Here is an 18,940-nt window from a genome sequence, read left to right on the forward strand (position 1 = left end):
TTTATTTAGTTAAAATAATAATTACATACAACGCTAATACTCTTTCATTTTTATTTTTCAAGCTTATAGTTTTCATCTTGTCTCTCTGCTACCAAACAAAATGATTATTGAATATCTCTATCTCTTAAAATAACGCTTTTATTGGACTATTAAATCTTTATCGAACCATTTTTCCACTACATTTGTCCATAAAACAAAGCCAATCAGCCCTCAATTATTAAGAATTTCTAAATGAAAAGCCTGACTTAGCTAAATGCTGCATCAGGCTCATTCACATGATTTAATTTTTTAGCAAATCGATCCAATAATATGCTCTGCGTGACAGGTCGCTCCCTGCTGAGCTGTCAACTGAATTACCCCACTTTGATGTGCAAGTACAGGAACTTCCATTTTCATGGCCTCCATAATCGCAACCACTTGCCCCTCTGCAACCTGCTCCCCGTTTTCTACTTTCCAAGCGCTAATTACGCCATTGATTGGTGCAAGTAAGTGTTCAGCACTCACTGCTGTTTCTGTAGCCGGTTGGTCTTGAAACGTCATTGTAGGGTTTTGTGCAAACATACCCGCAGGTAAGCCTAAACGATGTAATTTCCCATCAATTTCAATATAACTGAGTAACATCGGCTGTTGATGATTCGGAATACTGCGTTTCGTTGGCTTTAAGTCCTGTTTAAAATCATTTTCAATCCAACGAGTATGGACATTAAATGTGTCGGTAAAATCAGCTTCATTTAATACAGCACGATGAAAGTCTAAAACCGAAACAACACCTTCAATTTTAAATTGCTTCAGCGCACGTTTAGCGCGAGCGATCGCAATTTCACGGGTTGGGCCTGTGATAATCAGTTTTGCCATAAGCGAATCAAAATGACTCGACACCAAAGAACCAGTACGAACACCTGTGTCTACGCGTACGCCCTGGCCAAATGGTGCTTCAAATAAACTCAATACACCAAATGCAGGAATGAAGCCGCGAGCAGGGTCTTCAGCATTGATACGAAACTCAATGGCATGCCCCTGCACTTTCGGGGTTTCTTTGATTGAAAGTTCATGGCCTTGAGCCACTCGAATTTGCTCAACCACCAAATCGACTTTGGCCGTTTCTTCCGTGACAGGATGTTCCACCTGCAAGCGGGTATTTACTTCTAAAAATGAAAGCTTTCCATCACGGCTTAGCAAATATTCAACGGTACCCGCACCGACATAGTTGGCTGCCTGACAGATATTTTTGGCTGAAGTTAAAATTTCTTCATAAATTGCATCGCTGATAAAAGGCGCTGGGGCTTCTTCAACCAACTTCTGATTACGACGCTGTAGCGAACAATCACGTGTACCTAAAACCACTACATTGCCATGTTGATCGGCAATCACTTGCGCTTCGACATGGCGAGGCTGATCTAAGTATTGCTCAACAAAACACTCACCGCGGCCAAAGGCAGCTTGCGCTTCACGTACAGCCGAATCATACAGCTCTTTTACATCTTCCAGTTTCCAAACGACTTTTAAACCGCGACCACCACCGCCAAACGCGGCTTTAATCGCAATAGGTAAACCAAACTGCTTTGCAAACTCGAGGGCTTCATCAGCATTATGTAAGGGGTCTTGTGTGCCTTGAACTAAAGGTGCACCCACTGAAGCAGCTATCTTACGTGCTTCAATTTTATCACCCAATTTTTCAATGGCGCTTGGCGATGGCCCTACCCACTTTAAGCCTGCATCAATTACGGCCTGTGCAAATTCAGCACGTTCAGATAAAAAGCCATAACCCGGATGCACCATGGTCGCTTTGGATTTTTTAGCAACCTCAAGAATGGCTGGAATATTCAAATAAGTTTCACGTGCAGTTGCACCCGCCAAACCCCATGCTTCATCCGCCAGTTCGACATGCATACTGTCCATATCGTCATCAGCATATAAAGCAACCGATGAAATACCCATATCACGGCAAGCATGAATAATACGAACGGCAATTTCACCACGGTTTGCAATTAATAATTTTTCAGTAGTCATCATTCATTCTCAAAATCTGTAAATTCGGTCATTTTTTTAAATTTGATTTGGCAATCTGCTGGAATCTGTGCCACCAAGTCCCAATGGTGCTTCGCCACAGCCGCAATCACGGGGTAGCCACCAGTTAAAGGATGGTCATTCATAAACAGTACAGGTTGACCGTTTGGCGGAATCTGCAAGGCACCAATACAAGTTCCTTCACTTTCCAACTCATGAGTAATTTTGCGCTGCAACGGCTGCTCACCTGAAAGCCTCAGTCCAACCCGATTACTTTCATTGGTCACAAGCCAAGCTTGCTGACATAAGCGCTCAATGCTCTCTACTTCGAACCAATCCGTTCGCGGTCCCATTACAATGTCGAGCTCAACCACATCGCCGACTTTGGGCAAGTGTAACTTCGCAATTTCGGTATTACTGATATTTGAAACTTCAACCTGTCCTTGATTAACCGTATCCCCCATTTTTAGAGGTTCTGGTCCTAATACAGCCAAACTATCAAATGAGGCGCTATTCAGCACAGGCTGTACGTCGATACCACCACGAATCGCCAGATAATTTCTTAGCCCTGCCGTCGGTGCTTGAATCTGAAATTCATCACCTTCATCAAGGGCAATCGCTTGATAACTCTCAAAGTCAGCCTTTTGGTCATCACTAAATTTCACGTGGATGTTTGAAATTGCTCCCGTAACCGCAATGACTGCGGACTGATGCATTTTGGCTTTCAAACCACCATTTAAAATTTCAATCACAGGCGTCGGAGTTGGGTTACCGACAATTCGATTTGCACTGTGCATCGCCGATACATCCATCGCCCCTGCAACACCAACCCCAATCTTGGTCTGGTTAAAACGCCCTTCATCTTGGATCAGCATCTGTAAACTCGGTGCTGTTACCGTAAACAAAGGCATGGATTGTTTAGGTTCAACTGTACGAGTGACTTGCTGTGGTACGCTAACCGTGGTCGGTTGATGTGTGATATCTTCAAAATGTACTGTCATCCCCGGTAACAGTAGCGCTGGATTTTTACGTTCCAAATCCCACATTTTTTCAGCAGTCGTACCGATCAACTGCCAGCCCCCCGGACTGTCTTTCGGGTAAATCCCTGAATATTGTCCTGCCAGTCCCAAAGAACCCGACGGTATTTTTTTACGTGGCACAGCTAAACGAGGAATATCTGTAAAAGGTCGATCGGGACTGCTCATATAAGCAAAGCCCGGCGCAAAGCCAATAAAAGCCACATTCCAAACACTTTGACGATGCTTCAAGATAACTTCAGCAATTGAAAGCCCTTGTAACTCTGCAACTTGAGCAAGATCTTCGCCCGTATAGCAGATAGGAATAATCAGCTCTTGGACATTACGCTCAACGCCTGAACCAATTTTTATAGTCTGAATCGAAGCAACCAGTGTTTTAAAGGTGGTTTCGATTTCATTAAAAAACACTAAAATTGTTTTTGCAGCAGGGACTAAGTCTTTAATTCCATTCAATTGCATCGTGTGCAATTTATTGTACAACGCCAATGTTTCCTCTAGGCTGGCAAGCTCTATGAGAAAACAATCCGCGTTTACCGATAAAAAACGCATGTGCCTATCCTTTTTAATTGTTCTTTCGTCCCGCTTAACCTATCCATGCACGATCAGGAATGTCGGTAATGAACATATGACCGGGTGCATGGCTAATGGCAAAAGGAATTTTTGAGTTCATCACCGCCGCTTGTGGGGTTACACCACAAGCCCAAAACACAGGAATTTCCCCAGCCTCAATACGTGAAGCATCACCAAAGTCTGGCTGATTCACATCACGAATGCCTAAACCTTCAGGATGTCCAATATGTACAGGCGCACCATGCACACTTGGCATCCGTGCTGTAATTTTGACGGCATCCGCGATTTGATGGGATGGAATTGGACGCATAGAAACCACCATATTGCCCGAAATACGTCCCGCAGGCTGACACTGAATATTACTCAAATACATCGGCACATTGGTCTGATCATGGATATGACGAACTTCAATGCCCGCCTCTTGCAATGCAGTTTCAAAAGAGAAACTACAGCCAATTAGAAACGTCACCAAGTCAGGATGTGCATGATAAATGTCACTCGCATCCGTTACTTCATCGACCATTTCACCCTCTTTCCAGATGCGATAACGTGGAAAGTCGGTGCGTATATCTGAGTTTTCTGCCAGTCTTGTGGCATAAACACCTTCCTCTAGCACGTCTAAAACAGGGCAGCTTTGCGGATTGCGATGTGCATACAGTAGAAAATCATAAGCCCAATCTTTAGGTACCGAAATCATATTGACCTGCGTCATGCCCGCAGCCATACCCGCCGTTGGTTTGTCAAAGCCTGCACGAATTTTTAAACGTGCGGCTAAAGCGGCTTCAAGCTGCGCTGAATCGACTCGGATATCCTTATACATTGCTTACTTCCTCATGCTTTAAGACAAAGGGACGAATTTCAATATGATGATTTAGCAGTTCAGCTTTAATCGCAGCCGACATCTCTAAAGCACCTGCGGTGTCACCATGTAAGCAAATCGTGTCCGCTTGAATAGGGGTAAATACACCATCAATCGACTCAACGCCGCCATTTTTCAACATAGACACCACACGGCGTGCCACAAAGGCTGAGTCATGTAAAACAGCCCCGTCCAAACGTCGTGAAACCAATGAACCATCACTGTTATAAGCACGGTCTGCAAATGCCTCAGATACAACCTTTAAGCCTGCTGCACGTGCTTGCTCAACCAAATGGGAACCTGCCAGTGCCACCAAAACCAGTTCTGGGTTATACATTTTAACGGCATCAATCACCGCAGCGGCCTGAGCGTGATCGTGTGCAATGGTGTTATACAGTGCGCCATGTGGTTTCACATATTGCACGTGAGAACCAGCCACTTTAGCTAGACCATCCAGTGCAGAAATTTGATACAGCACATCGGCAATCAGCTCATCACGTGACACATCCATATTGCGGCGACCAAAACCAACGAGGTCTGGATAAGATACATGCGCGCCAATCGCGACGTTTAATTCAACAGCTTTACGCAGTGTCTTTAAAATCCCCAGCGGATCTCCTGCATGAAAACCACATGCAATGTTGGCACTTGTCACCACGGGTAGAATTTGGTCATCATTGCCCATTTTCCACGAACCAAAACTTTCACCTAAGTCACTATTTAAATCTACAAACATGGCTTAATTCCTTTATCACTTCACCGTCTACTGGCTTAAAGTTTGGTTAAATAATTAAAGACTGTGGTAAAGGACATATAGCCCATCCACCATGTCAACATACATGTGAGTACACCCAAAATAAGTAACCATTTTGGATAGTTATAATTCCCCATCATATCTTTACGGCAAGCGGCAACATAAACAAAAATAGTTAAACCAATCGGCAGTACCAAACCATTAAAGCCACCAACGAAGATCAATAATCCAGCAGGGGTCGCGCCCAGTACGACATACAGTAATAAAGCCAAAGCGATAAATGTAATGGTGGTGTAATTGGTTTGTTTTGGACTGAGGTTTTTCTTAAATGCGGTAAAGAATGAAACCGAAGTATAAGCCGCGCCAATGGTACTACTGATCCCTGCTGCCCAGAAAATCAGACCAAATAATTTATAACCGAAAGTCCCTGCGGCATATTGAAAAGCTTGTGCTGCTGGGTTGGCATCATGGCTGGCTAAATCAATGCTTGCACCACTCACCACTACGCCCAAGAAAGCTAAAAACAGCACATAACGCATGATGCCCACAACCACAATACCTTTGGTTGCAGCTCTTGCGACTTCATCAATATTTTCAGGGCCAACCGCGCCTTTATCCAGTAAACGATGGGCGCCTGCATAACAGATATAGCCGCCGACCGTTCCACCAACAATCGTGGTGATGATGGCAAAATCAATCTGGTCGGGTGCAAACGTTTGATGAACAGCTTGGCCCACAGGTGGCATCACAATGACAGCAACAATGATAATCAAGATGATTTTGAGCAACCCCAAAACGATCATGCTTTTATCCATCGCCAGCGTGGCTTTTCTTGAAGCAAAAATTAAAATGGCTAAAGCACCACTTAAAATGCCGCCCCATTTAGTGTCTAACCCAAATAAGGCATTGAGACCTAAAGCCGCACCTGCAATATTACCAATACTGAAGAAAAAGCCACCCAAAATGACCAGAAAAGCCAGTAAATAACCACTGCCCGGCAAGGCTTTATTGGCAATATCCGAGGCACGCATTTGCGTCAGCGTTACGACACGCCAAATGTTTTGTTGAACCACATAATCAATCAAAATAGACACGAGAATGGCAAAGCCAAACGCCGCACCCAATTTCACAGTAAAGACCGCGGTTTGAGTGAGAAAACCAGGTCCCATGGCGGAGGTTGCCATCATGAAGATTGAAGCAACAATGGCCCATTGGCGATCTGATAAAAAAGAAGATTTTAATAAAGACATATTTAATGCGTTCCTCGTCCATTTGAGCTTAATAACGCTATTTTCAAGTTGAACCAAGAACATCATTTTGTTTGCAAATTCTGTTCTTAAATCCCTTTAACTGACAAAGATTCCCTGTTGCCCAACCAAAGCCATGGCGGATCAAATCTTCTATTTGAAATAAGAACATAGGCAAGCGCGATGAACAATACGACTTTTTACATCCATTATTAAAACTAAATGGCTGTATTTTATTATTTTTTATTTATTAAAAGTCTAATGATAAATTTTACTTATCACGCACGATAAGCTGCTTTTATAGTTTTTCAAACAAATTACGTTTTGAGATAAAGAAACATCACTTGTCAAAAAACTGCGTACGCCTCAATTATTTTTTAATTTTCTCAAGCAATCTTTTCATTGCGCTTTCAGAAACAGTGACTGCGACATCGGTTAATTTCTCTTTCAAGGCAGCATCATTTCCTTGCATATAAATCGAGGTGAAATGAAAGGTCTTGAGCTGGATCGGGGTATTTAAAATTTCCAAGCGACCATCGGTAATTTCCTTTAGCGCCGTTAAGGTCGGCACAACGGCGATTCCCAAACCTTGCTCCGCAAGACGCAATAAGGTCGCAAGCGAATAACTGGTAATTGAAAGCGGCTCATCCAGTGCCTGCTCTTTCATTTTGGCCTTGAGCTCTTTATAGGGATAGGTAATTTTTGGGTAAGTTAAAATGGTATGAGACATCAATGCCTTAAATGACATTTGCCCCACACCACCTTTAAAAGAAGGCGCTGCCAAGAAACTCAGTTCAAAGTCGCACAGCGCCTGCTCTACACACTCGAAAGCCAAAGTCGGACCCAGCAAAAAGGCCATGTCCAAATCTCCCGTACGCACACCTTCTTGCAAATTTGGGGTTAAATCCACCACAATTTCCACAGAAACTTTGGGAAACTCTTTTTGCACTTTTTCGATATATTCAACCAACCACGTATAAACGATGGTCTCGGAAACGCCTAAACGAATTGTTCCTGTGAGGTGCTGGTTTTCAGTCAGCTCAGCCACCAAATCGGTTTCTAAACGCATAAACTTTTCAGCATATTTAAACAGGGTCATGCCTTTATGGGTGGGTTTAAGCTGTCGAAAGCTGCGATCTAGAACTTTAAAACCTAAATCATTTTCAAGAGAGGTGATTTTTTGTGAAACGGCAGGCTGAGTCGTTTGTAATTTTGTGGCAGCCTTATTGAAACTATTTAAAGTCACAACCCAATAAAATGCTTCTAGATTTTTTAAATTCACCCTGAATCCTGCCTTTACTCCATCCCGCTTATAGTACGGCAGTTCCCACTATTTTTTAAGTTACTGTTTTATATAATTTCAAAATGTCTCACGAGATGATGATCATTCAAGCGCTATGCCTTGCCCAAATACATCTATTTTGCGTCTTATACAACCTTACTCGCTCGAACCGGATCAAGGCTCTTTAAATCAAGTTTAGTCAAAAAAAGACGCTTGTAAAAATCAATGTTTATTCGCGCTGCACTTCATCCCATCACGAATCATCATAAAAAAAGCACCTTTGTTAAAAAGATGCTTTTTTTAAACTCAACTGAAAAGGGAGTGTAAAAATCTAAAAGCGCTTATTTACTCTTCTGTAAACGTAAAGCATTTAAGACTACGGACAATGAGCTCAATGACATAGCCACCGCAGCGAACATTGGGGTGAGTAATAACCCTGTTAATGGATAGAAAATTCCTGCTGCCACAGGTACACCTAAACCGTTATACACAAAGGAAAAAGCAAGGTTTTGTTTCATATTCCGCACACCCAGTTTCGCCATATGTAGCGCATCGGCTGCGCCACGAATATCACCTTTAACCAAAGTCACTTGTGCGGTTTGTTTAGCAATATCGGTTCCGTTCCCCATTGCAATTCCGACATTGGCTTGTGCCAAGGCTGGTGCATCGTTAATGCCATCTCCCGCCATCGCCACAATTTTACCTTGGGCCTGATATTTCTTCACGATGTCCAGTTTTTCAGTTGGAGTGCAGTTGCCATATACATGCTGAATCCCCAGTTCTTTTGCGACTAACTGTGCATTCTGCTCATGGTCACCTGTTGCCATCACCACTTCAATGCCATCAGCCATCAATTGCTTAATGACCTCTTGCGCATTTGATTTAATCGCATCGTGAATAGAAATATAAGCCAGCACTTCTTGGCTATTGCTTAAGAAACTGATCACATTGCCTGTCGCACGCTGCTGGTTCAACTGGCTTTGCAAAGTATCATCTAAAGTGATGCCGAGCTGTTCAAGCAGCTTTTGGCTACCAATATAGAGGGTTTGCTCGCCAATCTGACCTTTGACACCAAAGCCAGTCACATCCTCAAAGTCTGCCACTTTCAGCAACTGCTGTGAAGGCACAATTTGCGTCAAAGTCTGTGCAATCGGGTGACTTGAATATTGCTCAATCGAAGCAATCCACTGTTCCGCTTGCGCTTGGTTCACATTTGGGCTGAGCAACTGAATTTCTTTAAGGCTTGGTTTACCTTCCGTCAGAGTCCCTGTTTTATCGACAATCAGGGTATTCACTTTACTTAAAGCTTCAATCGCCTCTGCATCTTTAAACAGTACCCCTTTTTGTGCCGCACGACCGGTGGTGGCCATCACTGACATTGGCGTCGCCAAACCCAGCGCACACGGGCAGGCAATAATCAGTACCGCCACCGCACACATCAGTGCCAGATCAAATTGCGCACCACCAAACACCATCCAAGTGGCAAAGGTCAATACACTAATCAGTAACACCACAATCACAAAATACTTGGCAAACACATCTGCCAAACGTTGTAACGGTGCTTTAGAACGCTGTGCTTCTGCCACCGTCTGAATCATTTTCGCCAAAGTGGTATTTGCCCCAACCGCCGTGGTTTGAATACGAATACTGCCTTGTTGATTGACCGTCCCGCCGATCACGGTGTCATGCACTTGCTTTTTCACAGGCACAGGTTCACCGGTCATCATGGCTTCATCGACATAGGTTTTGCCTTCAACCACCACACCATCCAGTGGAATCTGCTCACCCGAGGAAATCTGTAAAATATCGCCTTGTTTGACCATGCCGATATCCACTTCTACCACTTGATCGTTTTGAACCAACTTGGCCGTATTGGCTTGCAGTTTGAGTAAGGCTTTGAGTGAATTTGCAGTCTTGGCACGTGCTTTTAACTCCATGATTTGCCCAAGTAAACTTAAAGACACGATCATACAAGCTGCTTCAAAGTACACTGCAACGCCATGCCCTGTTTTGGCTTCCATTGGAATTACACTTGGGAAAATCGTTGCCACTACACTATAAATATAGGCCGCCAACACCCCGACACCAATGAGGCTCCACATATTCAAGTTGCGGGTTTTATATGAGGTCCAGCAACGCTCAATAAACGGTTTACCCGCCCATAGCACTACAGGAGTCGCCAGTACCAACTCAATCCACGGCTGAATATGCGGTGAAATGAAACTATGAATATGTGAACCCATCGCCAGTACAAATACAATCAACGTCAGCGGCAAGGTCATCCAAAAGCGATGGCTAAAATCCACCAATTCAGGGTTCGGTGCATCATCTAAAGTCGGTTGCATCGGCTCTAGTGCCATACCACAAATCGGACACGTCCCCGGCCCCTTTTGTACAATTTCAGGGTCCATCGGACAGGTATAGTCCATATCCGCAGCCCCTTCAGGCACAGGACGCTGATCGGGTGGAATTAAGTAGAACTCAGGGTCAGCCTTAAACTTATCTAAGCAAGAAGGATTACAGAAATAATAAGTCTGTTGCTGATAATCCGTTTTTAACTCTGTATTCGGATCAACGGACATACCACAGACAGGGTCCATAAACTCAGCTGATCCAGACGGAGCATGATGTTCATGTTGATGTTTCCCACCACCACAGCAGCTACTTTTATCAGCTTCTACTTTCGGCTTGGGTGCACAGCAACTGGCTTTGCTTTCTGCTTCTGTTTCAGGTTTAGGCGCACAACAAGATGCTTTTTTCTCAACCACTTTTGAGGTCGAACCACAACAACCTGAGGCTTTAACTACAGAATCTGAATGTTCAGCCTTTACATAAGCCTCTGGGGTTGCAATAAACGTTTGCAAGCATTTTTCACTACAAAAATAGTAGTTCTGCCCCTGCCACTCGGTGTGCGGTTTAGTTAAATCAGTTACAGTCATGCCACACACAGGGTCAATAAATGTGGTCTTTGCCGTATCTGAAACAGCTTTTGATCCACAACCACAACCTTTGGAAGTAACTACAGCACTTTCCTCTTTCGCCTGAGATGAAGCCTCGCTTATATCTGTTTGGGATTGACTGCAACAAGCACTGGGCGCTTTTTCTGATGTTAAGTAAGCCTCTGGATTGGCCGAAAATTTCTTTAAACAGCCTGAACAACAAAACAAATAACGAACTGATTGATGCTCATACGCATGAGGAGAGTCCTCTGCGACCGTCATCCCACAGACAGGATCGATATTCACCACCATCGGCGCTAATTTCTGTTTAGAACAGCAAGACGTTTTGTGTTGCTCACTCATTCTGACTCACCTTTTATTTTTGATTGTGTTAGCATAAAGTCTGTACCTAGGTACTGAGTCAAGCCTTTTGGAGATTATTTTATGCTTACTATTGGCAAACTAGCAAAACACTGTCAGGTGAATGTGGAAACCATTCGTTATTATCAACGGATCGGTCTGATGCGCATTCCTGAAACCTCGCAAAACTATCGTTATTACAGCCAACAAGACATTGAAACCTTAAGCTTTATACAAAAAGGCAAAGATGCGGGCTTACAACTCAGTGAAATTCAGGATCTACTACATTTGCAACTGGATGATCGCGAAAAAGTACGTGATGTGATTCAGCAACGACTGGAAAAAATTGATCAACGGATTCAAGAGCTGAATGCTTTGAAACAACGTCTTTCAACTTGGGTGGATGAATGTAAAACCACCACTGACAGTTGCTGCCCAATTTTGCAAGAACTGAAAAAAGGTTCAACGACTACGCCATAAACAGATGCCATCTTTTAAATTTGGCGCTCACTTTAACACTCACTATTTCGATACTCAGGACTGCGTTCACCATGTCGATTGAACTTGCCCAACTCAGAAAACAGCTTCGCAAACAACGCAGACAAGTTTCCGCCTATCAACAGCAGCAGTCCGAATTGCAAATTTTACAACGTTTAAGACGTGTGCCCGAATTCAAACATGCCACCCGTATTGGGATCTACCTACATGCTTTTGGGGAAATTCAGACCCATAAAATCATTGAATATTGCTTTCATCAAAAAAAGTCGGTGTATTTACCGATGATTTGCAATATGAATCAGCGCTTGGTGTGGGTCAAAGTTTCACGCAATCAATTTCAAAATAAACGCTTTTCACACCATCCGCTAGGTATGCAAGAGCCTATGGCAACACGTGGTCAGCACGTTTCACATTTAGACCTGCTGCTCATGCCTTTATTGGCTTGTGATCCTTATGGCACACGCATTGGTATGGGCGGTGGTTTTTATGACAAAACCTTGGCTTCTGCGCCCTATCACCGTCCATTTCGTCTTGGTTTGGCTCATCACTTCCAGTTATTACCACAGCGCTTGATTCGAGAAACATGGGATCAGCCTTTAGATGGACTGCTGACCCCTCAACAACATTTACGCTTCAAGCGCTAAAATTGACATTTGTGACTGTTGAGAATACTTAAAAATCACATGTTTAGTCATTTTTTATACAATTTATTTTGACCTGCCCTTGTATTTTTTAAAATACCCATCACTATAAAAAACATGGCAACACCGTTGTCACTCATTAGGAGTGCCCATGTCTGAAATTATTATGAATCAAGAAACCTTAGAGCCTCAGGTTCCAAGTGTATTACCACTTTTAGCGTTACGTGATGTGGTGGTGTATCCACACATGCAAATCGCGCTATTTGTAGGTCGTGAAAAATCGATCAATGCAGTTGATGTGGCTCGTAACAGTGACAATCTAGTATTTGTAGTTGCTCAAAAAGATTCTCTTTCAGAAGAAATTGATCACGACAACTTATATCAATACGGTACTGTCGCGAAGATTGTGCAAGTTGTGAATCATGAAAATGATGAAAACTGTATAAAAGTATTAATTGAAGGCTTGCATCGTTCAAAGCTAGAAAAAATCATTGATGAAAATGATTATCTAACCGCAGAACATGCGCTTAGCCCAATGTCAGTCCACATTGACGAAACCACGCAAGAAACACGTGTCCAAGAATTACGTGCCCTATTTGCTCAATATGCTGAAGCAAAGCTGCGTAATGCACGTGAACTGATTGCTGCTGCGAACAAAATTGACGATTTACTGCAGTTGTTATTCTTCGTAGCGACCCGTGTTCCACTGAATATTGATGTGAAGCAAAAATTCCTCGAACACGATGAGTTTGAAGCCCATCTACAAGAACTGATGACGTATTTATTGCAGCAATCTGAAGAACAACAGATTGAGCAAACTTTACATGACTCAGTGAAGCGTCAAATGGAGAAAAATCAACGCGAATACTTCCTCAATGAAAAGATGAAGGTGATTCAGCGTGAGCTTTCTGACATGAATGGCGGCGCGGAAGATGACGTTGCTGAAATTGAAAAACGTCTTGCCGAAGCTGATTTGCCTGAACACGTGCGCAAAAAAGCTGAAAGCGAATTCCGTAAGCTTAAAGCGATGCAACCTGCGTCTAGTGAAGCGGCTGTGGTGCGCAATTATATCGAGGCCATTTTAGATACGCCTTGGAATAAAGCCAGCAAAGTCAGCATTAACTTAAGCAAAGCGCAAGAAATTTTAGATACCGATCATTACGGCTTAGATGACGTAAAAGATCGTATTGTGGAATATTTAGCGGTTCAATCTCGCGTGAAAAAACTCAAAGGCCCAATCCTTTGTTTGGTTGGCCCTCCAGGTGTAGGTAAAACTTCACTGGGTGAATCTGTTGCGAAAGCGACAGGTCGTGAGTTTGTGCGTATGGCACTCGGTGGCGTACGTGACGAAGCGGAAATCCGTGGGCACCGTCGTACTTATATCGGTGCGATGCCGGGTAAAATTGTGCAGTCTTTAACGAAGGTCGGCGTGAAGAACCCATTGTTCTTGCTCGACGAAATCGACAAGATGGCACAAGACTACCGTGGCGACCCTGCTTCTGCGTTGCTTGAAGTACTCGATCCATCACAGAACAGCAAGTTTAACGATCACTATTTAGATCTTGATCTGGACTTGTCTGAAGTGATGTTCATTTGTACTGCGAACAGCATGAATATTCCAGAAGCCTTGCTTGACCGTATGGAAGTGATTCGTCTACCGGGGTATACCGAAGATGAAAAAGTGAATATTGCTGAGCGTTACCTTGTTCCGAAAGCAATGAAGAACAATGGCCTACGTGCGAAAGAATTGACTGTTCATGAAGAAGCGATTCGTGACATCGTACAACGTTATACACGTGAAGCCGGTGTGCGTAGTTTAGAGCGTGAAGTCTCTAAAATTGCCCGTAAAGTGGTAAAAGAAGCGGTCAGCAAGAAGGCGAAAAACCTACAAGTCGACGTGACTTCGGCTAACCTTCCAGACTACTTAGGTCCACATAAGTTTGACTTTGGTATGGCGGAAGACGAAGCCCAAGTGGGTCGTGTCAATGGTTTAGCATGGACTTCGGTCGGTGGTGAGTTGTTGACCATTGAAGTTGCAGCGGTCAAAGGTAAAGGTAAATTCATTACCACGGGTTCACTCGGCGATGTAATGAAAGAGTCCATTACCGCAGCTATGACTGTCGTGCGTACCCGTGCAGATGAATTGGGTATCGAATCGACCCGCTTTGAAGAAACCGATGTTCACGTGCACTTACCAGAAGGTGCAACACCGAAAGATGGTCCATCTGCAGGTTTAGCGTTAACAACTGCATTGGTTTCTGCTTTCACAGGCATCCCAATTCGTCCAGATATTGCCATGACAGGTGAAACCAGTCTTGGTGGTCGTGCAATGCGCATTGGTGGCTTGAAAGAGAAACTACTGGCTGCACACCGTGGTGGAATTAAGCTGGTCTTCATTCCTCAAGACAACGTCCGTGATTTATCTGAAATCCCTGACAATGTCAAAGAAGGTTTAGAGATTAAAGCGGTGAAATCGATTGATGAGATTTTACCACTGGCGTTGACCTCTATGCCTGAGCCTTTGGTCAAAGCACCAATAGTGAAAGCGGTCGATGAAGGCAAAAAAGCTGCACGCCACTAATTCGGCATCGTAAAAAAGAGAGCTTCGGCTCTCTTTTTTATTACAATTTACTGTAGATAACACCACACATCTTTATGCTTTTATTTCCTACAATAATTTGATCAAGGGATACATGTAGGACAACTAAAATGAAAAACCCGATTGGCTGGTTTGAAATTTATGTGGATGACTTATCTCGTGCCAAACAATTTTATGAATCTGTTTTTAATATTCAATTAACTGAATTAACCCCACCAGCAGATGATAATTCACTGCAAATGTGGGCTTTCCCCTCAGACATGCAAGCCTATGGTGCTTCAGGTGCACTGGTGAAAATGCCAGGCCTATCCGCAGGAGGAAACAGTACCTTAATCTATTTTTCATGTGACGATTGTGCGAATGAAGCGAGCCGACTTGTTGAGTCTGGTGGAAAAATTCATGAAGCAAAAACGGCCATTGGTGAATATGGTTTTATTGTGCTGGCCTTTGATAGCGAAGGAAATATGATTGGCCTACATTCCATGACGTGAAATGAATCTACCCATTTTCGCTTAGTTGGTTTGAATTTTTGTATAAAACCTTTTCCTCTATCATCCATCAGACTTGAAAAATCGATAAAAAGCCCGATATAAATAATAAGAACAGATACGCGCTGTATGTTTCTTTTTATTGATAATTTGAAATTGCATGGTCATCTGATTCTCCAGACGGATGACCTTTTATCGCAGTTCTCGCTACTTGGGAACTGCGTTTTTTATTGCTCAAAATACATTAAGGTTTCAATAAATGCTGTACCAACCCATCGATCACATTCGCCATTTTGGTCAAATTCAACGTTGCTAAGCGGTCTGCTTTGGTATGGTAGTGACCATTTCGATAAAATGCGGTATCGGTAATCATGACTGCGGGAATATCAAACTCCCAATAATTCAAATGATCTGAAAAATCAAAAGCATTGGCAAAGCTCGGAGCAACCAAACGCTGACATTCTAACTGATCAAGTTGCTGCATCGCTGCACAATAGCCTGCGCCTAAATCACGTGAACTGACATTACTCACTGTCGCAATAAAATTACCATGGCTTGGATAAATCCACTTTAAGCCCACAGGATAGCTTTGGATGGGTTGTTCGCTAAAGAAGCCGATCATTTCTAAAATATACACACCTTTAATCTTATCTTTTTGTGCCTGAACCGATTTCGCATGCACATAACTGCCCATTTGTTCAGTTTTAGAAAACGGTGGTTCTTCTAAACTATAGAACACAAAGTCCACATTGTTAGGCAGTTTAAACTTCTGCTCTGCCAAAATACGCGCCGTTTCAATAACGCCTGCAACACCAGAGGCATTGTCATCTGCACCATCTTGATCGCCAAAGACGTCATAATGCGCCCCAACAATCACGCGGTCTGCCCGTCCGACGTTTAAACTACACACTACATTTCGGTAAATTTGCTGATTGGCCGTAAAGTTTTGATAGTGACACGGAACGCCCAATAAGCGCATTTGTTCTTTGATCCATGCAGAGACACGGTTCAGTTCATCAAGGTTTTTATAGTTACGTGCTTTGCCCTGACCAATCACTTGCTCCAAATAGACTTGTAGGTTTTGTTCATCAGCCATTTTGGCGTTGCTTGCAAATACCTGCCCTGTGAAAGTACCCAGTACAACAATCAACAAAAAAGCCTGTTTTTTTAAAGTTTTGAGCCACATTGTTATTATTCCAAGTATTTCTTATTCCTTTCATCTGTTGAATTAAGCAACATTAGTTCAGTGAATTCAATTGCATTTTGTTTCGTCTCACTGCAAAGCATTGCTTTCACCGTTATAATGAATCGTCTCCTTATACATGCCCCATTATGAAAATCCGTATTCTGACCATTGGTCAAAAAATGCCTGCATGGGTACTGACTGGTTTTGAAGATTATTTCAAACGTATTCAACCTTTTGTGCAAACGCAGATTATTGAACTGCCAATGGCAAAGCGCGGTAAAAATGATTCAGAAGCAGATATTTTAAAATACCGTCAAATTGAAGGTGATAGCATTTTAAATGCAATGAAAGGTAACGAAGTACTGATTGCTTTGGAAGTCGGTGGTCGTGAGTTTAGCACCGAAAAACTGGCAGAAACCATGAAAGGGTGGATGCTTGAGGGCAATGATATTGTACTGGCAATTGGTGGGCCTGACGGTCACTCTGAAGCAGTACGTAAAGCAGCTGCTTGGCATTGGTCTTTATCCAAACTGACTTTACCACACCCGATGGTTCGCGTGATGCTGATTGAACAGCTTTATCGTGCTATGAGTATTAACCATAATCACCCTTATCATCGTGCAGGTTAAGCTCAAGTATTGTTCTTTTTTTGGAACAATACGTTGATATTTCCCCCATTACACAGATGATAAGAATCTGACAAAATCCTTTTCATCTTCCCTTATTAGGCTTTCACAATGAACTTACAAACGCTACCCGGCTTATTCATTTCTCATGGCTCTCCCATGCTTGCGTTGAATCCAGAGCAAGTTGGGCCTGCGTTACATCGTTTGGGTCTAAACTTACCGACACCACAAGCAATTGTGATTATGTCCGCTCACTGGGAAAGTAACTCACTTGAAGTAAGTACTGGAGCCCGTCCTGAGACATGGCATGACTTTCGAGGCTTTCCTGCTGAGCTTTATGACATTCGCTACCCAGCACCCGGTCAACCTGTTCTAGCCGAAGAAATTCTACATTTATTGGCAGAAGCGGGTTTTTCAGCTCATGCAAACAGTACTCGTCCGCGTGATCATGGCGTTTGGATGCCTTTACTCCATATGTATCCAGATGCAGACATCCCTGTGGTGGAAATTTCACTCCCGATGAATCTGTCGGCAGAAGAGATTTATAAAATTGGTCAAACCCTTGCGCCACTACGCGAGCAGCAGGTCTTGCTCATTGGCTCAGGGAGTATTACCCATAACTTAGCCGAGTTGTCTTGGCATGGTCAGTCACAAGCGGTACCTGAGTGGGCATCGACATTTCGTAATCATGTGGTCGCGAAACTTAGCCATCAGGACTTTGACGCCATTTTAGACTGGGAATCGATTCCTTTTGTCCGTCGTAACCACCCAACGTTAGAACACTTTGCCCCAATATTTTTTGCGATGGGTACAGGACATCGTTTTAATATTGTGCATAGTAGCTTTACCATGGGTGCACTGGGCATGGACATTTACCGTTTTGATTAATGTATAAATTTTACTTATATATTAACAAAAAAATATTTATGGATATATTTTGAAACCCAAAAGAACTGAATGTATCCATTCTTTTAAAAACAACATCGGATATCATGTATCTTGTTATTTTAAATCAAGAACTTGTAACCCATGAAATTAAAATATTTAGCGATTGCCCTTTTCCCACTCGCACTGGCTGCTTGCCAATCATCTGATATTCAAAAAGTAGGAGATTTGGCTGTGTCTGTACTACAACAACAAAATGCAGATCAAACACTCGCAAACTACCATTGGAGCGCGAACACCGCAGGTACGCCTAAACCTTTGGTTTTAAACTTTGACAAACAAGCTGGTCGCTTAGGCATTGCAACCAGTTGTAACGGTATGGGGACTAGCTGGAAAGTTGAGAGTAATCAAATCGTGACGGGTAACCTGATGGCGACTCAAATGGCATGTGAACCAAAAGCCATGGCTCAGGAAGGCATGGCAGCAGATTTATTTGACAACCGTAAAGCACCGTTTGTTTTAAACCTAAATGATCCTGATGCGCCAACACTGACCGTGGTATCGGCAAAAGGTGAAAAAATTGTATTCACAGGTAAGCAAACTGCTGAATCGAAATATCAAAGCCAAGGTGAAACTGTTTTCTTAGAAATTTCACCAGAAACCAAAACATGTTCTGCAGGTGTTGCCCGTATGGAATGCCTACAAGTTCGTGAAATTAAATATGCTGAAAATGGCCTAAAAACGCAGGTCGATAAAGACTGGACGTTATTCTATAACCATATCGATGGTTTCACCCACAATCCGAAAGAGCGTCAAATCGTACGTGTTAAACGTTTTGAAATTGCCAACCCTGCGGCTGACCAATCAAAATATGCTTATGTTCAAGACATGATTATTGAACGTGAAGCGGTCAAAGGTTCATTGTAATCGTTCAATGACCTAGAAAAAAACCGAGGCTATCG

The 18,940-nt window shown here is 43.1% G+C and carries 14 protein-coding genes and 1 pseudogene; 7 read left to right on the forward strand and 8 right to left on the reverse strand.

Annotation, left to right across the window (positions count from 1 at the left end; genetic code table 11):
- Positions 1-288: 288 nt before the first annotated feature.
- The 7 genes and pseudogenes from AC5EUN_RS11270 to AC5EUN_RS11300 form a co-directional block, all read right to left on the reverse strand.
- A complete protein-coding gene (locus AC5EUN_RS11270; protein WP_010326311.1) occupies positions 289-2,010 on the reverse strand; it encodes an acetyl/propionyl/methylcrotonyl-CoA carboxylase subunit alpha in 1,722 nt (573 codons plus the stop codon).
- Positions 2,010-3,593, reverse strand: coding sequence for a 5-oxoprolinase subunit B/C family protein (locus AC5EUN_RS11275; protein ID WP_493352350.1), 1,584 nt, complete (start codon positions 3,591-3,593; stop codon positions 2,010-2,012). The genes AC5EUN_RS11270 and AC5EUN_RS11275 overlap by 1 nt, the downstream gene beginning before the upstream one ends.
- Positions 3,594-3,627: 34 nt before the next feature.
- On the reverse strand, positions 3,628-4,434 hold the full coding sequence (locus AC5EUN_RS11280; protein WP_010326309.1) for a putative hydro-lyase: 807 nt from the start codon (positions 4,432-4,434) through the stop codon (positions 3,628-3,630).
- A complete protein-coding gene (locus AC5EUN_RS11285) occupies positions 4,427-5,209 on the reverse strand; it encodes a LamB/YcsF family protein (protein ID WP_010326308.1) in 783 nt (260 codons plus the stop codon). The genes AC5EUN_RS11280 and AC5EUN_RS11285 overlap by 8 nt, the downstream gene beginning before the upstream one ends.
- A gap of 35 nt (positions 5,210-5,244) precedes the next feature.
- Positions 5,245-6,499, reverse strand: a pseudogene (locus AC5EUN_RS11290) (NRAMP family divalent metal transporter).
- 345 nt (positions 6,500-6,844) lie between these two features.
- Positions 6,845-7,756, reverse strand: coding sequence for a LysR family transcriptional regulator MumR (gene mumR / locus AC5EUN_RS11295; RefSeq protein WP_004694273.1), 912 nt, complete (start codon positions 7,754-7,756; stop codon positions 6,845-6,847).
- Positions 7,757-8,097: 341 nt separating this feature from the next.
- The gene (locus AC5EUN_RS11300) at positions 8,098-11,058 is read right to left on the reverse strand and encodes a heavy metal translocating P-type ATPase (protein WP_493352351.1); all 2,961 of its coding nucleotides are present in this window, start codon (positions 11,056-11,058) and stop codon (positions 8,098-8,100) included.
- Between the two features lie 81 nt (positions 11,059-11,139).
- Here AC5EUN_RS11300 and AC5EUN_RS11305 point away from each other — a divergent pair, with 81 nt between their 5' ends.
- The 4 genes from AC5EUN_RS11305 (at position 11,140) to AC5EUN_RS11320 (ending at position 15,284) form a co-directional block, all read left to right on the forward strand.
- Positions 11,140-11,535 (forward strand): MerR family transcriptional regulator, encoded by a 396-nt coding sequence (locus AC5EUN_RS11305; RefSeq protein ID WP_493352352.1) that lies wholly within the window; start codon positions 11,140-11,142, stop codon positions 11,533-11,535.
- Positions 11,536-11,606: 71 nt separating this feature from the next.
- On the forward strand, positions 11,607-12,197 hold the full coding sequence (locus tag AC5EUN_RS11310) for a 5-formyltetrahydrofolate cyclo-ligase (RefSeq protein WP_493352353.1): 591 nt from the start codon (positions 11,607-11,609) through the stop codon (positions 12,195-12,197).
- Between the two features lie 148 nt (positions 12,198-12,345).
- Positions 12,346-14,775: an endopeptidase La gene (lon, locus tag AC5EUN_RS11315; RefSeq protein WP_010326303.1), complete on the forward strand. Its 2,430-nt coding sequence runs from the start codon at positions 12,346-12,348 to the stop codon at positions 14,773-14,775.
- Between the two features lie 128 nt (positions 14,776-14,903).
- Positions 14,904-15,284: a VOC family protein gene (locus AC5EUN_RS11320; RefSeq protein WP_004980894.1), complete on the forward strand. Its 381-nt coding sequence runs from the start codon at positions 14,904-14,906 to the stop codon at positions 15,282-15,284.
- A gap of 241 nt (positions 15,285-15,525) precedes the next feature.
- Here AC5EUN_RS11320 and AC5EUN_RS11325 read toward each other — a convergent pair whose 3' ends face one another.
- Positions 15,526-16,467 (reverse strand): M20/M25/M40 family metallo-hydrolase, encoded by a 942-nt coding sequence (locus tag AC5EUN_RS11325; RefSeq protein WP_058952086.1) that lies wholly within the window; start codon positions 16,465-16,467, stop codon positions 15,526-15,528.
- Positions 16,468-16,613: 146 nt separating this feature from the next.
- Here AC5EUN_RS11325 and rlmH point away from each other — a divergent pair, with 146 nt between their 5' ends.
- The 3 genes from rlmH (at position 16,614) to AC5EUN_RS11340 (ending at position 18,905) form a co-directional block, all read left to right on the forward strand.
- Positions 16,614-17,096: a 23S rRNA (pseudouridine(1915)-N(3))-methyltransferase RlmH gene (gene rlmH / locus AC5EUN_RS11330; protein ID WP_004980899.1), complete on the forward strand. Its 483-nt coding sequence runs from the start codon at positions 16,614-16,616 to the stop codon at positions 17,094-17,096.
- A 108-nt stretch (positions 17,097-17,204) separates the two neighbouring features.
- Positions 17,205-17,981, forward strand: a complete 777-nt coding sequence (locus tag AC5EUN_RS11335) for a dioxygenase family protein (protein ID WP_010326300.1) — start codon at positions 17,205-17,207, stop codon at positions 17,979-17,981.
- Positions 17,982-18,122: 141 nt separating this feature from the next.
- On the forward strand, positions 18,123-18,905 hold the full coding sequence (locus tag AC5EUN_RS11340; RefSeq protein WP_010326299.1) for a DUF4377 domain-containing protein: 783 nt from the start codon (positions 18,123-18,125) through the stop codon (positions 18,903-18,905).
- The last annotated feature ends 35 nt before the right edge of the window (positions 18,906-18,940 follow it).

The organism is Acinetobacter sp. CAU_H_S170_2 (genome assembly GCF_058890445.1).